Here is an 18,426-nt window from a genome sequence, read left to right as displayed (position 1 = left end):
CTCAAGCAGTGTCTTTTTTTAATTCTATGAAATTGCCTCCTATGAAGAAATGGCGTGAGAATTTTGTCTCGTAAACTTAGCAAGATAATAAGCAGCAAATGCAAATGCATCTTGTTCGGTTGTCCGCTCTTCATACGGGCGTTTTTTATCCAGCTCAAATTCTTTCTGATAATAAGGGATGTGATCTTGAATATAGTGACGCAGCTCGTGAAAGATGGTTTCAACAAGCGGAAGGTAGTCATCAAATTTAAAAATAAATATAATGCCGACTTCTCGCCAGTAAACACCTGAGGCAAACTGCAGGTATTCTGCTTCTTCTTCTCCAAGAGCGGAGACAATTTTATTGGCTTCACATGAATCACAAAAAATGATAGGAATATGAAAGGCTTTATTTAAACAAGCAAAAACATCTTTTTGCAAGGTGGACAAATCCCACTTGAATTCTTCATCTAATACAAACCATCTTCCGCTTTGCTGATACACAGGGCGCTGGTGGATGACTGACTGTATAAGTATTTTATTCAATTTTTATAGCACCTCTTTTACGGTAAAGTAGTTATTCGTTTTCTTTACTTTCCCAAAGACTAGTGAAATTAAAACATGGTGGTGTGTTCTTCTAAAGCATGTTTCTCTTTCTATCTATCTTTTCTAAAAAGAAGGTTATTTTATACCTATGCAAGAGAGAAATATTTTATGACGAAGGAAAAGTATGGAATGTTGTTTGAATGAAATAGATTTGGTATAAAATAGAAGTGATAAATGTAAGCCCTGTCTTGTCTGGCGGGGTTTTTAATATTTTAGGAACTAGTCTCAGAAATGTTGCCTGTTGCTAGTGAAGTTTGGTATTATCAGTATATTGTAGTGGGACGAATATTCGGAGGTGAAGGAACATGTCAAGAATTTCTGTTGATCAAGTAAAACACGTTGCAAACTTAGCGAGACTTGCGGTGACGGATGACGAAGCAGAACTATTTACAAAACAATTAGATGCTATTATTACATATGCAGAACAATTAGATGAGCTAGATACTACAAATGTAAAACCAACTTCTCACGTATTGGATATGAAAAACGTGATGCGTGAAGATAAGCCAGCTAAAGGCTTACCAATTGAAGACGTAGTAAAAAACGCGCCAGACCACAAGGATGGCTACATTCGAGTACCAACTATTTTAGAATAAGGAAGGAGGCTTTACGATGTCTTTATTCGATCGTAAACTTTCAGAACTACATAGCCTTTTACACAAGAAAGAAGTACGTGTACAAGATTTAGTAGACGAATCATACAAACGTATTAATGAAGTAGATGATAAAGTAGGTGCGTTCTTAGCGCTTAATGAAGACAACGCTCGTGCTTATGCAAAAGAGCTAGATGAAGCATTACAAACAAAAGATGAATTTGGCCTATTATTTGGTATGCCGATCGGTGTAAAAGATAATATTGTCACAAAAGATTTACGTACAACTTGCTCTAGTAAAATTCTAGCAAACTTTGATCCGATTTATGATGCAACAGTTGTTCAAAAACTGCAGGCAGCTGAAGCAGTAACAATCGGTAAATTAAATATGGATGAATTCGCAATGGGTTCTTCAACTGAAAACTCAGGTCTTCAGTTAACGCGCAACCCATGGAATTTAGATTACGTACCGGGTGGATCTAGCGGTGGTTCAGCTGCAGCTGTAGCAGCAGGAGAAGTTCCGTTCTCTTTAGGTTCTGATACAGGTGGTTCAATTCGTCAGCCAGCTGCTTATTGCGGTGTTGTTGGATTAAAACCAACGTATGGTCGCGTATCTCGTTACGGATTAGTGGCATTTGCATCTTCTTTAGATCAAATCGGACCAATCACAAATTCTGTTGAAGATAATGCATACTTACTTCAAGCAATTTCAGGCGTAGACCCAATGGATTCTACTTCTGCTAATGTTGATGTACCGGATTATGTATCTGCTTTAACAGGTGACGTAAAAGGCCTTAAAATTGCTGTTCCAAAAGAATACTTAGGCGAAGGTGTGGGCGAAGAAGCTCGCCAGTCTGTTTTAGATGCACTAAAAGTGTTAGAAGGACTAGGCGCAACTTGGGAAGAAGTATCGCTTCCACACTCTAAATACGCATTAGCTACGTATTATCTATTATCTTCTTCTGAAGCGTCTGCTAACTTATCTCGTTTTGACGGCGTTCGCTACGGATACCGTACAGATAATGCTGAGAACTTAATCGAAATGTACAAGCAGTCTCGAAGCGAAGGCTTTGGAAACGAAGTAAAACGCCGTATCATGCTTGGGACATTTGCGTTAAGCTCTGGTTATTATGATGCTTACTACAAAAAAGCACAGCAAGTACGTACGTTAATTAAGCAAGACTTTGAGTCTGTATTTGAAAACTATGACGTTATCATTGGACCAACTACACCAACTCCATCATTCAAAATTGGTGAGAAAACAGATGATCCATTAACAATGTATGCAAACGATATTTTAACAATCCCAGTAAACCTTGCTGGAGTACCTGGTATTTCTGTGCCTTGCGGCTTATCAAATGGATTGCCATTAGGGTTACAAATTATCGGTAAGCATTTCGACGAAAGCACAATCTATCGTGTTGCTCATGCATTCGAACAAGCAACTGAGCATCATAAAGCGAAACCAGCACTGTAAGGGGTGAGATAAAGATGAACTTTGAAACGATTATTGGTCTTGAAGTACACGTTGAGCTTAAGACAAAATCTAAAATTTTCTCAGCAAGTCCAAACGCATTTGGTGCGGCTCCAAATGCTAACACAAGTGTAATTGACTTAGGTTATCCTGGCGTACTACCTGTGTTAAACAAAGAAGCAGTTGATTTTGCAATGAAAGCGGCGCTTGCGCTAAACTGTGAAATCGCAACAGATACAAAGTTTGATCGTAAAAACTATTTCTATCCGGATAACCCAAAAGCTTATCAAATCTCTCAATTTGATAAACCAATTGGCGAGAACGGTTGGATTGAAGTAGAAGTTAAAGGTGAAACGAAGCGCATTCGTATCAACCGACTTCATTTAGAAGAAGATGCTGGTAAGTTAACGCATACAGGCGATGGCTATTCACTAGTAGACTTCAACCGTCAAGGTACACCTCTAATTGAGATTGTATCGGAAGCAGATATGCGTTCTCCTGAAGAAGCATATGCTTATTTAGAAAAACTAAAATCAATCATTCAATATACAGGCGTATCTGACTGTAAAATGGAAGAAGGTTCACTTCGCTGTGATGCCAATATTTCTTTACGTCCAGTTGGACAAGAAGAGTTTGGTACAAAAGCTGAGCTAAAGAACTTAAACTCATTTAACTATGTGCGCCGCGGTCTTGAACACGAAGAAATTCGTCAAGAAAAAGTGTTATTGTCTGGTGGCCTAATCGAGCAGGAAACACGCCGTTTTGATGAGTCTACGGGTGAAACAATTCTGATGCGTGTAAAAGAAGGATCTGACGACTACCGCTACTTCCCAGAGCCTGACTTATTAGAATTACACATCGACGAAGAGTGGAAAGAACGCGTTCGTGCTTCGATTCCTGAACTTCCAGATGCTCGTAAAAAGCGCTATGTAGAAGAGCTTGGCTTACCTGCTTATGATGCAATGGTATTAACGCTAACAAAAGAAATGTCTGATTTCTTTGAAGCAACACTTGCTGCAGGCGGAGATGCTAAACTATCTTCTAACTGGTTAATGGGTGAAGTTTCTGCTTACTTAAACTCAAATCAAAAAGAACTTTCAGATGTAGCATTAACACCTGAAGGTCTAGCTGGTATGATTCAATTAATTCAAGAAGGTACAATTTCGTCTAAAATTGCGAAAAAAGTATTCAAAGAATTAATTGAAAATGGCGGAGATGCAAAGAAAATTGTAAAAGAAAAAGGTCTTGTACAAATTTCTGATGATGCAACTTTACGTAAATTCGTAACAGATGCATTAGATGCAAACCCTCAGTCTATTGAAGATTTCAAAAACGGTAAGGATCGTGCAATCGGCTTCTTAGTTGGTCAAATTATGAAAGCTTCAAAAGGTCAAGCGAACCCACCTATGGTTAATAAAATTCTTTTAGAAGAAATTAATAAACGCTAAATTTGATAACTAAATGTGAGGTGGGTATCCATCTCACATTTATTATGAGTAAGGGCGACCGCGCTGAAGGTATGAATAAAAACCCAAACGTGAATATTGTATATCAAGGTTAATTTCTTTATAATATGTTTGTTCATGCCCCCTCTTGTTGATGATGTAATGTGAGGGGGCATTCTTTCACTGATAAAAGTAGGCAAAGATTTGTGACAAATTATCATTATTAGGATGATGAATATGAAAAGAGCGAGAATTATTTATAACCCGACATCGGGCCGTGAAATTTTTAAGAAAAACTTACCGGAAGTTTTGCAAAAGCTAGAGCAAGCAGGCTACGAAACATCTTGTCATGCTACAACTTGTGCTGGTGATGCAACAGAAGCTGCTAAAGTAGCAGTAGAACGTCGCTTTGACGTTGTAATCGCAGCTGGTGGAGACGGTACCATCAATGAAGTCGTAAACGGTATCGCTGGACAAGACTATCGTCCCCAACTAGGTATTATTCCTGTTGGAACAACCAATGACTTTGCTCGTGCCATTAATGTGCCGCGTACGATTGAAGGCGCTATTGATGTCATTGTAGAAGGCGTAACAAAGCCAATTGACTTGGGCTGTGTAACAAACGATGGAGAAACGCATTACTTTGTAAATATCGCCGGAGGCGGCCGTTTAACTGAATTAACATATGAAGTGCCAAGCAAGTTAAAAACAATGCTTGGACAGCTAGCTTACTATTTAAAAGGCATGGAAATGCTTCCTTCTATTAAACCAACATCTGTTGAAATTGAGTATGACGGAAAATTCTTTGGCGGCGAGATTATGTTCTTCCTTGTTTCCTTAACGAACTCAGTCGGCGGTTTTGAAAAGCTGGCACCAGATTCCTCTTTAGATGACGGCATGTTTGATTTAATTATTTTAAAGAAAGCAAATTTAGCTGAATTTATTCGAATTGCGACACTTGCGCTGCGAGGGGAACACATCAATGATCCTCATATTATTTATACAAAAGCGAACCGTGTTAAAATTCATACAAATGATAAAATGCAGTTAAATCTAGATGGCGAGTACGGCGGGTTATTGCCTGGGGAATTTGTAAACTTATATCGCCATGTAGAAATCTTTGTTCCAAAAGCAACAGCTGAATTGATGGAAAAAAATGAGATCGCCTAATTGCGATCTTTTTTCATGCTTTTCTTTGTTTGGCTTTGGCTCTTATGGTACAATCAGTTCAGCATTTTCAAATGACTAAAAGGATGTAACGATAAATGGAAAAATTAAAACCACCTGTAGAAAAAAATGAATATATAGATGTTGCGTTTGAAGATTTAACGCATGACGGAGCGGGTGTAGCGAAAGTGAACGGATTTCCTATTTTCGTTCAAAATGCGCTGCCCGGCGAAAGCGGCCAAGTAAAAGTCATTAAAGTAAAAAAAGGCTATGCGTTTGGCAAGCTTATCAAGCACCATACAATTAGTGAGCAGCGTGTTGAAGCACCCTGTCCGGTATACAAGCAGTGCGGAGGCTGTCAGCTGCAGCATGTAAGCTATGAAGGACAGCTGCAATTTAAACAAAAGCAAGTAAAAGACGTCATGGCGCGAATTGGCCATTTACCTGACGTTCCGGTACATTCGACGCTAGGAATGAACGATCCTTGGCGCTATCGAAACAAAGCTCAAGTTCCCGTAGCAGAGCGAGAAGGCGGTTTGGTCGCTGGGTTTTACCAGCAGCGAAGCCACGACATCATTAACATGGATGCCTGTTTGATTCAGCAGCAGGCAAATGATGATGTTGTTCAAGCTGTCAAATCAATCTGTGAAAAGCATGGGGTTTCTGCTTACCAGGAACAAAAGCATAAAGGCTCGCTTCGTCATATCATGGCGCGCTACGGACTTGTAACGGGTGAAATTATGGTTGTAATTGTTACTCGTACAGCTGAGTTGCCAAACAAAAAGCGTATTATAGAAGACATTATCGAAGCCGTGCCGAACGTGAAATCAATTGTTCAAAACGTAAACAGCAAGCGTACTAACGTCATTTTAGGGAACCAAACGAACGTACTTTGGGGAGAAGAATATATTTACGACTATATCGGCGATGTTAAATTTGCCATTTCAGCAAAATCATTCTACCAAGTAAACCCTGAGCAAACGAAAGTGCTGTATGACAAAGCGCTTGAGTATGCAGATTTAACAGGAGAAGAAACGGTCATTGACGCCTACTGTGGAATCGGAACAATCTCGTTATTTCTCGCTCAAAAAGCGAAAAAAGTATATGGCGTTGAAATCGTCCCTGAAGCGATTGAAGATGCAAAGCGCAACGCTGAGCTAAACGGTATTCACAATGCTGAATTCGAAGTAGGCGAAGCAGAGGTCGTCATTCCAAACTGGTACAAACAAGGCATCAAAGCGGACGTCATCGTCGTAGATCCGCCGCGAAAAGGATGCGACGAAGCCCTTTTAAATACCATCATCGAGATGAAGCCGAAAAAAGTTGTCTATGTTTCATGCGGACCAGCAACTCTTGCGCGTGATCTAGCTATTCTAGAAAAAGGCGGCTATGAGACGGTTGAAGTTCAGCCTGTTGATATGTTCCCGCATACGACGCATGTGGAGAATGTGGCGGTGCTTACATTAAAATAAGAAAATTGTTTGAAACACCACTATCATTAGGAATGGTAGTGGTGTTTTATATTGGCTTTTATTTTTAATACAGTACGGAATATACTAAAAGATTTATAGAGAAACAAATAAAAGCAATTATAAATGGGAGTAAAAAGATTCCTAAATATACATAAGGCAAAATGGAGGAAGCAAATTGATTACGTGGGAAACGGATGAAAAAGAGGTAAGTTTAGAAACCATTTTGAATGTAGAAAAAGTATAGGATGTATTGTTTCCAATCCACTTTATTGAATGTGTAACAAAGTATCATGGTGGAGAACCTTCAGCTGATGGATTTAATGTTGGAAAGAGAGAATGTTCTTTTTACCACTTACTAAGTTTTAATCAGGAGAAAAAGGATTACATTTTAAACGTGTATCATGATATTAAATACCAGCTAGTTGATGGTATTTGCCCATTTGGAGATGACATAGCGGATAATCATGTATGTTTTGACTACCGTTCTAACTCTCAGCGGCCTCTTATCGTTTTTATAGATCATGAACTAGCATACGAGAATCCTGAAAGCGGTATGTTTTTCGTCGCCCATTCATTTGAAGAATTTATTAATGGTCTATATGAAGAAGAATAAAATTAAAATAACTTTCCACCAAGAGACTGGGACAAAAGTATTTTAACCCAAGTAAAAAACGAACCATTAATCAACATGTTTGATTCGTGGTTTATTTTTTTGTTAGGGCAAATAAGTGTCGTCTGTTTCGTTCCTTTTAGCAGTTGATTGGAGGGCAAGGCGAAGACTCCTGCGGGAAAAGCGGAATAGGTGAGACCCCGCAGGAGCGCAAGCGACGAGGAGGCTCAGCGGCCGCCCGCGGAAAGCGAAGTCTTGCACGGAAATCAACTGCGGTTCCATACAAGCTCATCTATACTAGTTGTTCGCCTTTAAAATACATTCATTTCATTATGATGTCTCAACCTCTTTTAGGTTAAATAAGTACGGAAAAGGTAAAGGTAGCATTTCTATAACAAAAGCAGCAAAAGCTTGATATAAAAGCATTATCCGCTTGTATGTCCGTTTTATTTTGCAGTTTGTCCACCCCACCAACACAGCAAATTTCTGAATATACTTTTTTTAAGGTTTTCAATATTTTAGGAATTATAATAAAGAAGCAATAAATGAAAACATTATATTTGTGGTAAGAGGTGAAGGGACATCATGTATAGAGCAATTGCTATTATAGCGGGTTCTGTGTTAATTGGATTTGCATACAATTGGTTTTTAATCCCCCATAAAGTGCTAAGCAGCGGAATTAGCGGTATTGCTATGATTATAGGAATTTTAACGCCTGCAAGCACGGGAACAATGAATTTTTTGTTGAATTTACCCCTTTTAATTATTGGTTTTATGAAGTTAGGAAAGCGGTTTGTTTTACATACGCTGCTGTCCGTTGTGGCTTTATCAATTGCTTTATACGTGATTCCCTTGAGAGCTGTTAGTACAGATCCTATTCTGTCAGCTGTTTTTGGAGGAGTTTTAACTGGAATTGGCGTAGGGTTTGTTTTTCGTCAGTCAGCTTCGACAGGTGGATTTGATATTATTGCGATGCTTCTTACGCATAAAAAAGAATTTCCGCTTGGCGCTATATTATCAGCGATGAATGCCGTGGTCGTATTTGTTTCAGGTTTCTTTGTGAATTGGGACGCGGCTTTATATACGATGCTTTCGATTTTCGTCACAGGAAAAGTAGTGGATGCGATTCATACTCGCCACATTAAGCTCACGTTAACCATTATTACGAGAAAAGGCGAAGAAATGAAGCAGCAGCTTCTTACGAATTTGGTGCGCGGTGTGACGTTAATGAACGGTGAAGGAGCTTATTCAAGAGAAGACCGTAAAATATTAATGACGGTGATTTCACGCTATGAGCTTGCAAACCTCAAGCAGTTAATTCAATCTGTGGATCCTGAAGCTTTCGTAAATATTACGGAAACGGTAGAAGTAATGGGGCTGTTTCGACGGGATGCCTATTAATATATTTGTTATTTCAGCGCCGATTTATGATAAATAGCCATTTTTATAGTATAAAAGTTATAAAAAAAGCCTTAAGAGTAGTTCTTGAGGCTTTTTTTGCGTAAAATATGAGTAAGAAAATATCGTGTATGAAAAGTATAAAAAAGGGAATTTGATAGAGTACATAAAATATTGACATCAAAAAGGAGAGACTATATGACGGTAGAATATCAGTTAACGAAAAAGAAATATTACGAAACGTTTATGCAAGAAAATGAAAATCAGCCGCCTGTAAAAGTCCTTGGACACGCTTATTACGAAGAGCAGCAAAAAGAGTGGTACGACTTATCGCTCATTCGCTTAGCTCAGGGAGAAGTGTACTTCCACAATCAAGATTTTGAATCCGCGATTTTTAAGTGGGAGAATGTAAATGGCGAGTTTAAGCTGTGGGCGAAGAAAAATACAGCCGACGCACATTATGAATTGGGGTTGTCTACGCTCGCTGAAGAGCTTTACCTATCTATCGAAACGGATTCAAAAGTATTAAAAGCTGAAATAGCGCTAAAGCTGTTTTCGCTTTATACGGACCATAACAATATTGAACGAGCTTATGAAGTTATTAACGAGCTGGTTGCTTCTCAGCCGGATTATCCAAACGTCACGGCGATTGCGCGAAGATTTTATGAAGAGCAAGAAGATTTTAATAGCGCAGTGGAGCTTGCAGTAGATGAGTGTATTCGAACAGAATCGCTGAATTGGTTTGCGGTATTAAAGACTTACGTAGATAAAGGATATACAGCAAACTTTATCCCTAACTATTTTTATCAAGTGATGATTTCATTTTACAAAGTGGACCAAGTATATTTCAAACAGCTTGTCTCAGCTTTATGGAAACAATATAAGAGTCAGCCTCCTTATCTTGCTTGGATTAAAACCATCAATGATATTTTCTTGAATATTGAAGTGGGTCTCTATGATTATTGGCAAGAGATTTCAACTCTTTATCAAGAGACGTACACTGACTTAATGGAAAGTGATCATTCTGTAAAGGAATTACATGAAGTCATTCCGAACGTATTAACAAACTGGCTTAAAATTACTAATAAGTCACGTGCGTTATTTCCGTCTGCGGCCGTGCTTTCATGGAATGAAAAGTTTCCGTCAACTATTGATACCATTACAATCGAAAATGCAGGCAGATTAATTTTTGAGGCGCGTAACGACATTGATGGTCTTGAATATCACTACAAGCTTTGCCATGGCATTATTAAATGGGCTAATGAAAATGGTTTAGAAGTGGGGCACACCTTTAAATGGTGGGTAGACTTTTTATTAGATGCTCATACGACACACTTATTAATTACAGGAACAAATGCTGCAACGTCTTCATTTGTGGGATCGATTACAGAAGAAAAGGTACCGCAAAATCATGAAACAACCTTTGTGTTCATTCATGATGAAGAAGAATCTATCCAGCAAATCGCTGATCAAGAAATCATTCCGATGGAAACGATTGACGGAGCGGAGCAATCTTCTCACCAGGCGCTTGTAGAAGTGAAAAAACCTTTTGCGTTCCTTGATAAGCATAATTGTTCATGCATTGTTACGCCAAGCTTTACAGAACAAGAGGCGCGTGAGCAGGATGCATTTAAATATGCTCCTTTAGCAGATGGTTTACTGTTTGTGCTTGATGCAAAAGAATCGCTGCTTGATGAAGAAAGAGAATTATTGCTGGAGATTAAAGAATATGCGCCAAATACGCCAGTTCATTTTGTCATCAACAATATGGACAGTCTTTATAATCAAGCAACGATTGAGCGAATTACAAAAGAATTTGAAGCAAGCATTGGAGCGGATTTCCCGCAGGCTCATGTATTAGCCTATACGCCTCACTACGTATCGAGTCAGCACCACGGAGACTTGGCTCAGTTTATTAAAGCTAATTTCTATTACGATCCAAACGACGTTGGAGTAGAAGAGCGTGCGCGCAGACTGCTGTTCTTCATTCAAAATATGCTAAAGAGCTTAGTGGAAAAGAGAAATCACACAGAAAATCATTTGATTGAAAGTATTAAATGGAACGAAGATATGCTTGTGCGATTAAATGGCTTCTTGCATCGAGTGGATGACTTAGAACAAGAAAAAGCGAGTAGTATTGTTTCAGCTTATCATGGCATCAAAGAGGATATCAGCAAAAAGCTAAAAAATAAAATTCCTCGTTTACTCAAAAAGTCTTCAGAATTAGTGAAGGAAGACAGTGATTTTAGTACAGTTCATATTGAACTGAATAAACAAATGAATATGCGCGTGGAAGAGCACTTGCAGCAAGATGTTCTACCTAAGTTCCGCATTTCTTTAAAGGACTGGATTGCTACATCAAATGAAGAGCTGATTGCGAGTCAAGTAGATATTGAAGAAGTAGCAGAGTCATTAAATAAGATGTACAATGAGCAAAAATTAACGTTAGCCTGCGATTTTAAAGTGCTGGACGACTGGCGCCGCGACGTTAATCGTATGGCTAATCGGGTTCAGCTGGATGAAGAAAATATTTTACTTCGCGTTAATCCAACGCAGCTTTTGTTAAAAGGAGCAGGAAAACTGTTTTCTTCCATTCTTCAAAATCAAACGCTACTTTATAATCAATATAAAAAGTACATTGAAAGTCAAGACTATCAAGATATCACAGAATCTATGCTGGCAAAGTTTTTTATGCAATTTAATTTATTTGAGAAAAATTTAGAAGTTGATATTGAACTATTCTTTGAAAAGCCAAAAGAGGTTCTAAAAGAAACGATTGAAGAAACACAGGCGCATATTAATGAAAATCAAGACGTATTAAGTCATATGAAAGCCAATCCTGAAGCTTACTATGATCCGTTAACATTATTCCAGCTTCGCTTGCGTCAGTATGAGTTAATGGTTAAAGCTACAGAAGAAGTACACTATAACGTCTAAAAGGTGGAGCAGGATGTATTTAACGATAAAAGAAGCAGCAGAGTATCTATCTTTTCCTGAAGAATATGTACAGAAATTGATTCAAGAAGGAAAAGTAAGGGCTATATTTGATGGTGAAAACTACTTATTAAATAAAGAGCAGTTTAACACTCATTTAGAGCAAATGGAAAAGTATAAAAAACAAATTGAAGAATACCTAAATGAGCCAATCCCTGAAGATATGGACGTAAAAGATGAAGATTGAAGGCCGAAGCAGAAAACAGATGTTTTCTGCTTTTTCTTTTGGAGTGAAAGTGTTAAAAAAGGTAAGATATGAAAGAAATGTCGAAAAAAGTTGGAATTTCGTTAAAGATGTAGTCTTTTTAGATGCTTTTTTTATATAATGAAAGTATGCTAAACAAAAAGGAGAAGGTCTATGCAACGATCAAGACAGTTAAGGCTGATTTTATTGCTTGCCCTGATTGTTGTCGCTTCGTTTTTAATTATTATTGTTTCGAAAACACAAGGGATTATAAGTCAGCAAACGACAAAAAAAGTAGAAAACACAAGCGTTGCAATTCTCACCTCTGATGTACTGACAGATCAAAGCTGGGGCAGTCTAGCTTATAAAGGAAAAATCAACATCGAGCAGAAGTACCCCGTTTCGGCTCAAGTTATTAGCGAAGTAAATACGAACCAAAAAATGAAGGAAGCTGCTGAAAAAGTTATTCAAAATGGAACAAAAGTCGTAATTGGACATGGAAGAGAATTTTCTACCGTTTTTACAGAACTCGCTCCTAAGTATCCTCATGTTCATTTCGTCACCATTCACGGTACTTCACGTTATAAAAACCAAACTGTATATACATTTGATCAAACAAAAATAGAGTATCTGGCAGGCACGGCAGCTGCCATGAAGACACGAACGAAAAAAATTGGATTAATTGATGCATTTGAAGCACGCGAAAAAAATCCAGGGTTTGAAAAAGGCCTAAAAGCGTCTGATTCCTCAATTGCTTTTTATTATCGAGTGGTAAACAGCCGAGACGATGGAGCAAAAGCAGTAAAGCTGCTCCGTGAGTTAAAAGATGAAGGCGTCGATATCGTCTATGCTAAAGGAAATTCATATAATCAAGAAGTGATTCAAGAAGCGAAAAAACAAAAAATGTACGTAATAGGATATTTAGATGATCAGGCGTATATGGGGAGGCCTGTTATTTTAACAAGTGTGATAAATGATGTTCCTCAAGCTTACAACGCGATTATGAAAGACTATTTTAGTAAAAAGGGCCTTCGATCTAGAGAAGTCAAACTTGATGCCCGGGATGGTGTTTATAAGCTTGCGCCTTTTGGACCAATGTACAGTAAACAAGAAAAACAAATATTATATTCGAAAGTTAGAATGTCTACACAGCCGAAGTAACTATGAAAAAGAAAGAGATGATTATGAATCAATTATTTCGCAACATGTCATTCCGTAGCCAAATATTAACGATTCTTCTTTTGATTACATTCATGTTAAGCGGGTTCTCTTTAGTTTTAGTGCATGCCATTGATAAAATGAATCATGTAAGCAACGAAATTAAAGATGAAGATGTTCCTCAAATGGTGTGGCTTTCTTATTGGGAAGAGCAGCTGAACATAAAAGAATACATTGTGAAAAATAATCTAAAGAACCCCACTGTCTCTTTGATAGAAGAATATCAATCATATGATACACGAGTTATTGAAGACAATGAAAAGTATAAGCAGCCTGTGCCAAAATCGTTGATTCCACTGAAGGAAAAAATTGAGCTGCTTGATTTCAAGATTTCTAATAACGTGCAGGGACTGCTGAAGTACGGAGATATAGAGGGAGCAAAAGAGTATCTTAAGAGAAATTATTTGCCGGATCTGCATCAGATAAAAAAAGATATTAATAGTTCAAAAGAAGAGACGGTTGATTCACTTGATACACTATCAGATACACTGTCTGTCATTATTAAAGATTCATTAATTTTACTATTAATTTTAACAGTAAGTGCTATTGTGGCTTCTCTTTATGTTTCTTATCGTATGAGTGCAAGCCTTACGAAACCAATTGAACAAATGATTGAAAAAGTGAATGACATTGCAGACGGAGAATACGGTCTTGTTCTTCAAGACACAAAGCAAATCGAGCTGAAGCAGCTTTCGGCTTCTATCAATCAAATGTCGGTTAGTTTAGAAGATTCATTTTGGAAAATCATTAAAGATAAAGCATATCGCCAGCAGATCTTAAATTCACTGCCTGTTGGAATTATCACAATAGAAGATGAGACAAATAGTATATTTGCTAATACCTCAGCAAAACAGTTTTTAGATCTCGATGAAAAGGATATTTGCCGGTATATGAAGGAATGTCCTGAATATAATACTGAATTTTGGAGCATGTTGAATTCGGGAGAAATTCACGAAAATAAAAAAGTATTATTTGGAACGAAAGAGACGTGCTATTGCTTTTTAGCCTCTCAAACGCAGCTGTTTAATGAGAAGAACGAAAGCATTGGAAGGATTTTTTATTTCATTGATATATCGGATACCGAAGAATTAGAAAAGCGAATGCATCAGTCTGAGAAACTTGCCTTGGTTGGAGAAGTGGCAGCCGGAGCTGCTCATGAGATTCGTAATCCTCTTGCCGTGATTCATGGATTTATATCTCTTATGAATCAGTCTCTTTCTGATGAGGAGAAAAAGCGTTTTTACCTGCCTCTGCTTATGAAAGAACTAGAGAGGATTAATTACATCATTGAAGAAATGCTGTTGTTATCAAAGCCTGGGACTCCGGTGATGAAAAAAGTCAGCATGCAGGATATTATTAATGAGTTATTGCCTTTGATTACTCACTCAAGCAAATTTACAGAAAAAGATAAGCTTATTTTCGATGTGAAATTGCAGCCGCATGTATTAAAGGTAGATGAAAAACAAATCAAACAAGTTCTTCATAATTTAATTCGAAACAGTATGGAAGCCATGGATGGAGAAGGAGTCATTACAATCTACTCGCAGGTTCATGAAGATAGCTACTGTCTATACATTGAAGATACTGGAAAAGGTATTCCGGTTCATATGCAGCAGTCGCTGTACCAGCCTTTTTCCACTTCGAAGGATAGTGGCACAGGTCTTGGCCTGCCCATTGCTCAACGTATTCTAGAAAGCCACGGAGGACAGATTAAATTATTATCTACTTCTTCCCGCGGCACAGTTTTTGTTATTAAATTTCCTCTACATTAAGAAAACAGCCTCAAAAGGGCTGTTTTTTAATGTGCTGTTAAAATAAGAGGACCGTTTTTCGTAATCGCAAGCGTATGTTCAAATTGAGCGGATAATTTACCGTCTGTTGTACGAGCAGTCCAACCGTTTTTATCCATTTTAGAATGCCATGTACCAGCGTTTACCATTGGCTCAATCGTAATAACCATACCTTCTTTTAAACGTGTACCTTTGCCGGCTTTTCCGTAGTGAAGAATTGTAGGCGCTTCGTGCATGGTATTTCCAATTCCATGTCCTGTGAAGTCGCGTACGACAGAGAACTTTTCGCCTTCTACATAGCTTTGAATAGCGTGGCCGATGTCACCTGTACGGTTTCCTGGCTGTGCTTGCTCGATTCCTTTTAAAAGCGCTTCGTATGTAACATCTACTAGACGCTGTGCTTCGTCTGAAATGTCTCCAACGGTATGAGTCCATGCGGAATCTGCTAAGCCTCCGTTTAAATTTACAACCATATCAATGGTTACAATATCCCCGTCTTTTAACGGTTTAGTTGTTGGGAAACCGTGGCAAATTTCATCATTTAAAGAAGCGCACGTTGCATATTGATATCCTTTGTATCCTTTTTGTTCCGGCGTTGCTCCGTGCTTTGCTAAGTACTCTTCAACAAATTTATCAATTTGCATTGTTGTTATGCCTGGTTTGATCATTTTAGCGATTTCTTTATGACAAGAAGCTAATAGTTTACCTGCTTCGTGCATTAAATTAATTTCGCGTTCACTTTTTAATGTGATCATTGTTGTTCACTCCTTTTTTGATGTAACTTTACGAAAAAAGTTGAGCAGCAGTTATAGCGATGAAAGTCGACTATTCATCAGTCGATTCTTCTTTATTTAAAAATCTAAGAAATACAGGAACCGTCTGCTATGGGGCGATATAAAATCATCCTTAATCATAACGCCCAATGGTAGGAAAATGCAAGATGCAGGCTTAAAAAGGAAGGGTTTGACGATAGGCATGTAGGGAAAACTGATAAATGAACGTTGAATTGGAGCATTCTCTATAACAAATGCGGTATGATATAGTAAAATAAATGAAACGAAACAATTCTTTAGGAGGGGTATAGGAAAATGAGTGAACATGGAAAATTTATTGGATTTGCAGGTACATATACAAAAGCAGGCAGTGAAGGTGTCTATACATTTACGTTAGATACGAAGGCTAAAAAGATTGTAGAAGTAAAAGCCGTGGCTAAAATTGAAAACCCTACATACTTAAATGCAAGCAAAGACAACGAACATCTTTATACAGTTATTAAAGAAGGAGAAAAAGGCGGAGTAGCTGCTTTTAAGGTTGATCCAAACACGGGTCAACTAAAGTTTGTAAACAAACAGCTGCTAGACGGCGCGCCTCCTTGCTATGTTTCAGTGAATGAAGATAATACGCTTGTTTTATCTGCTAACTTTCATAAAGGGAGCGTTGAGACGTATTCTGTTAATGAAGAAACAGGAGAAATTGAATATGTAGCATCCGTAGTGGAACATCCTCATTCAGACCTCAAAAAAGGACAAAAAGGAAAACCACACGTACACTATGCCGATTTTACTCCTGGAGAAAAGCACGTGGCCGTTGTGGACCTAGGTATTGATGAAATTGTGACATATGAAGTGGAAGAGAATAAATTGAAGGAAGTCAACAGCCTTTCTACATCTGTTGGTTCGGGCCCTAGACATTTAACGTTCCATCCAAATGGCCGCTATGCGTATGCAATGACAGAATTCAGCTCCGAAGTTTTATTTTTAACGTATGACGAAAGCACAGGAAGCTTTACTCAACAACAAGCTACTTTAGCAATTCCGGCTGATTTTACAGAAAATAATCAAGGGAGTGCGATCCACATTTCTTCAGACGGCCGCTTTGTCTATGCAGGAAATCGCGGACATAACTCGATTGCAACATTCAAAGTAGACCAGGATTCTGGACAGTTAACATTCGTAGAATGGACAGGCACTGAAGGCGACTGGCCGCGCGATTTTGTTTTAGATCCAACCGAACAATTTATTGTGGCGTCTAATCAAGAAACAGGAAACTTGGTGCTGTTTGAAAGAGACCAAGAAAGTGGAAAGCTAACGCTTCTTCAATCTAACGTTACGGTTCCAGAAGCTGTATGCGTAAAATTCCTCCACTATAAGTAATTGATGTAGAAAGCCAGACCTGATCCAAAAACAATCAGGTCTGGCTTTCTAAACCTGAGCGGCTGTCACTCCCCTTTCGGGGTTAGTGCCATCCGCATAGGTGAACCTTTGAGGGAATAGTCAGGTAGTGCGCATTCCTAAGCGTCATTTATGATCCCAATTTTTGAAATGAGCATAATCTATATATGGAAGAAAAGCCCTTTTGGAGGGCTTTTTTTTCTGGGGTTGTAGTAGAATGAAGAGAGAACGCATGAAGGGCTGAGGTGATAAGTGTGGAAAATATATGTGAGTATCCAATTGTACAAGCTCCTATGGCAGGAGGAGTTTCGACGCCTAAACTAGCTGCAGCTGTATCTAATAGCGGAGGGCTAGGGTTTTTAGCCGCGGGATATAAAAGTGCGCGTGAATTGGAGCAGGAAATTATAGAGATGCACTCACTTACGAAAAAACCTTTTGGAGTAAATCTGTTTGTTCCGACAAATGAAAAAGTAGCAGTTGATGCACTTGATTGTTATCAAAAAGAATTGTCAAAAGCCGCTGGATATTTGGAGTGTCAAGTTGGCATACCAAAGAATGATGATGATGAATGGGGTGCCAAGCTCGACATCATTCAAAAACATCGAGTACCTGCTGTGAGCTTTACATTTGGGTGCCCGGATCGAGAGATTGTAGCAAGCTTAAAGGGAATTGGAAGTCATATTTTCGTTACGATTACAACACCTCAAGAAGCCGAAGTGGCTTTGAGAGCAGGAGCAGATGCGCTGTGCTTGCAAGGAATTGAAGCCGGCGGCCATCGGTCTACTTTTTTAGAGAGTTCGGTGGACTTTTCGCTTATAAATTTGCTGAAAGAAGTCCGTCTAATCACTAAAAAGCCATTAATTGCTGCGGGAGGCTTGATGACGGGGTCTGACATCAAACGTGTATTACAAGAAGGAGCTTCTGCCGCTCAGTTAGGTACGGCTTTTATTTGTTGTCCAGAAAGCGGAGCGAGTGCTCTTCATAAAGAAAGCATTCTTCAAAAGCGTTTTAATGAAACAGGTGTTACAAGAGCTTTTACAGGGAAACGTGCTAGAGGATTTGTGAATGCCTTTTTTATTTCCTATGATAAATCAGCACCATCCGCTTACCCTCATATTCATTACATGACAAAGCCTATTCGAACAAAAGCTACACAAATGAATAATCCAGAGTACACTTCTTTGTGGGCAGGAACTGGATTTACGCTGGCAAAAGAACTGCCTGCACATCTTATTGTGGAAGAGCTTGTACAAGAACTAAATGAATGATGAGAATTACGGTGTTGCTTGCTTTAAGTGCAAGCAGCTTTACATAAAGAAGGTGAA

General features: G+C 38.5%; 16 protein-coding genes. 14 read left to right on the top strand and 2 right to left on the bottom strand.

The genetic code is table 11. The features are described 5' to 3' along the window. Positions 1–39: 39 nt before the first annotated feature. The gene (locus tag ACH6EI_RS23885) at positions 40–525 is read right to left on the bottom strand and encodes a DUF3920 family protein (RefSeq protein WP_047751762.1); all 486 of its coding nucleotides are present in this window, start codon (positions 523–525) and stop codon (positions 40–42) included. 365 nt (positions 526–890) lie between these two features. Between ACH6EI_RS23885 and gatC the strand changes: the two genes are divergently transcribed. The 12 genes from gatC to ACH6EI_RS23825 all read left to right on the top strand — a co-directional run bounded on the left by gatC (position 891) and on the right by ACH6EI_RS23825 (position 14,912). Continuing rightward, the gene (gene gatC, locus ACH6EI_RS23880) at positions 891–1,181 is read left to right on the top strand and encodes an Asp-tRNA(Asn)/Glu-tRNA(Gln) amidotransferase subunit GatC (RefSeq protein ID WP_013055055.1); all 291 of its coding nucleotides are present in this window, start codon (positions 891–893) and stop codon (positions 1,179–1,181) included. Positions 1,182–1,197: 16 nt separating this feature from the next. After that, positions 1,198–2,655, top strand: coding sequence for an Asp-tRNA(Asn)/Glu-tRNA(Gln) amidotransferase subunit GatA (gatA, locus tag ACH6EI_RS23875; protein WP_013055056.1), 1,458 nt, complete (start codon positions 1,198–1,200; stop codon positions 2,653–2,655). Positions 2,656–2,669: 14 nt separating this feature from the next. Next, positions 2,670–4,100 (top strand): Asp-tRNA(Asn)/Glu-tRNA(Gln) amidotransferase subunit GatB, encoded by a 1,431-nt coding sequence (gatB, locus tag ACH6EI_RS23870; RefSeq protein ID WP_013055057.1) that lies wholly within the window; start codon positions 2,670–2,672, stop codon positions 4,098–4,100. A 234-nt stretch (positions 4,101–4,334) separates the two neighbouring features. Then, the gene (locus ACH6EI_RS23865) at positions 4,335–5,267 is read left to right on the top strand and encodes a diacylglycerol kinase (RefSeq protein WP_016762783.1); all 933 of its coding nucleotides are present in this window, start codon (positions 4,335–4,337) and stop codon (positions 5,265–5,267) included. Between the two features lie 95 nt (positions 5,268–5,362). Further along, the gene (rlmD, locus tag ACH6EI_RS23860; RefSeq protein WP_047751760.1) at positions 5,363–6,736 is read left to right on the top strand and encodes a 23S rRNA (uracil(1939)-C(5))-methyltransferase RlmD; all 1,374 of its coding nucleotides are present in this window, start codon (positions 5,363–5,365) and stop codon (positions 6,734–6,736) included. A 250-nt stretch (positions 6,737–6,986) separates the two neighbouring features. Further along, positions 6,987–7,349 (top strand): SMI1/KNR4 family protein, encoded by a 363-nt coding sequence (locus ACH6EI_RS23855; protein WP_099330578.1) that lies wholly within the window; start codon positions 6,987–6,989, stop codon positions 7,347–7,349. A 143-nt stretch (positions 7,350–7,492) separates the two neighbouring features. After that, positions 7,493–7,705: a hypothetical protein gene (locus ACH6EI_RS23850; protein WP_081732848.1), complete on the top strand. Its 213-nt coding sequence runs from the start codon at positions 7,493–7,495 to the stop codon at positions 7,703–7,705. A 226-nt stretch (positions 7,706–7,931) separates the two neighbouring features. Beyond that, positions 7,932–8,747 carry a YitT family protein gene (locus tag ACH6EI_RS23845; RefSeq protein ID WP_013055060.1) on the top strand — a complete coding sequence of 272 codons (816 nt, stop codon included), beginning with the start codon at positions 7,932–7,934 and terminating at the stop codon, positions 8,745–8,747. A gap of 195 nt (positions 8,748–8,942) precedes the next feature. Beyond that, positions 8,943–11,681, top strand: a complete 2,739-nt coding sequence (locus ACH6EI_RS23840; RefSeq protein WP_028412513.1) for a GTPase domain-containing protein — start codon at positions 8,943–8,945, stop codon at positions 11,679–11,681. 13 nt (positions 11,682–11,694) lie between these two features. After that, complete coding sequence (locus ACH6EI_RS23835) at positions 11,695–11,925, top strand: helix-turn-helix domain-containing protein (protein WP_013055062.1); 231 nt, start codon at positions 11,695–11,697, stop codon at positions 11,923–11,925. Positions 11,926–12,096: 171 nt separating this feature from the next. After that, complete coding sequence (locus tag ACH6EI_RS23830; protein WP_098999441.1) at positions 12,097–13,083, top strand: BMP family ABC transporter substrate-binding protein; 987 nt, start codon at positions 12,097–12,099, stop codon at positions 13,081–13,083. 23 nt (positions 13,084–13,106) lie between these two features. Continuing rightward, positions 13,107–14,912, top strand: coding sequence for an ATP-binding protein (locus tag ACH6EI_RS23825; RefSeq protein WP_028412511.1), 1,806 nt, complete (start codon positions 13,107–13,109; stop codon positions 14,910–14,912). A gap of 26 nt (positions 14,913–14,938) precedes the next feature. Here the strand turns inward: ACH6EI_RS23825 and map are convergent, their stop codons facing one another. Beyond that, positions 14,939–15,685: a type I methionyl aminopeptidase gene (map, locus tag ACH6EI_RS23820; RefSeq protein ID WP_025752900.1), complete on the bottom strand. Its 747-nt coding sequence runs from the start codon at positions 15,683–15,685 to the stop codon at positions 14,939–14,941. 333 nt (positions 15,686–16,018) lie between these two features. Here map and ACH6EI_RS23815 point away from each other — a divergent pair, with 333 nt between their 5' ends. Together ACH6EI_RS23815 and ACH6EI_RS23810 are read left to right on the top strand one after the other, a co-directional pair. After that, positions 16,019–17,083, top strand: a complete 1,065-nt coding sequence (locus tag ACH6EI_RS23815; protein ID WP_099330579.1) for a lactonase family protein — start codon at positions 16,019–16,021, stop codon at positions 17,081–17,083. A 272-nt stretch (positions 17,084–17,355) separates the two neighbouring features. Further along, positions 17,356–18,369: a nitronate monooxygenase gene (locus ACH6EI_RS23810; RefSeq protein WP_099330580.1), complete on the top strand. Its 1,014-nt coding sequence runs from the start codon at positions 17,356–17,358 to the stop codon at positions 18,367–18,369. Positions 18,370–18,426: the final 57 nt, after the last annotated feature.

Source organism: Priestia sp. JSM ZJ58, assembly GCF_044383985.1.
In the GTDB taxonomy this organism is placed as follows: domain Bacteria; phylum Bacillota; class Bacilli; order Bacillales; family Bacillaceae_H; genus Priestia; species Priestia zanthoxyli.
Note: the sequence above shows the minus strand (reverse complement) of the source record. Positions and strands in the feature narration are given on the sequence as shown.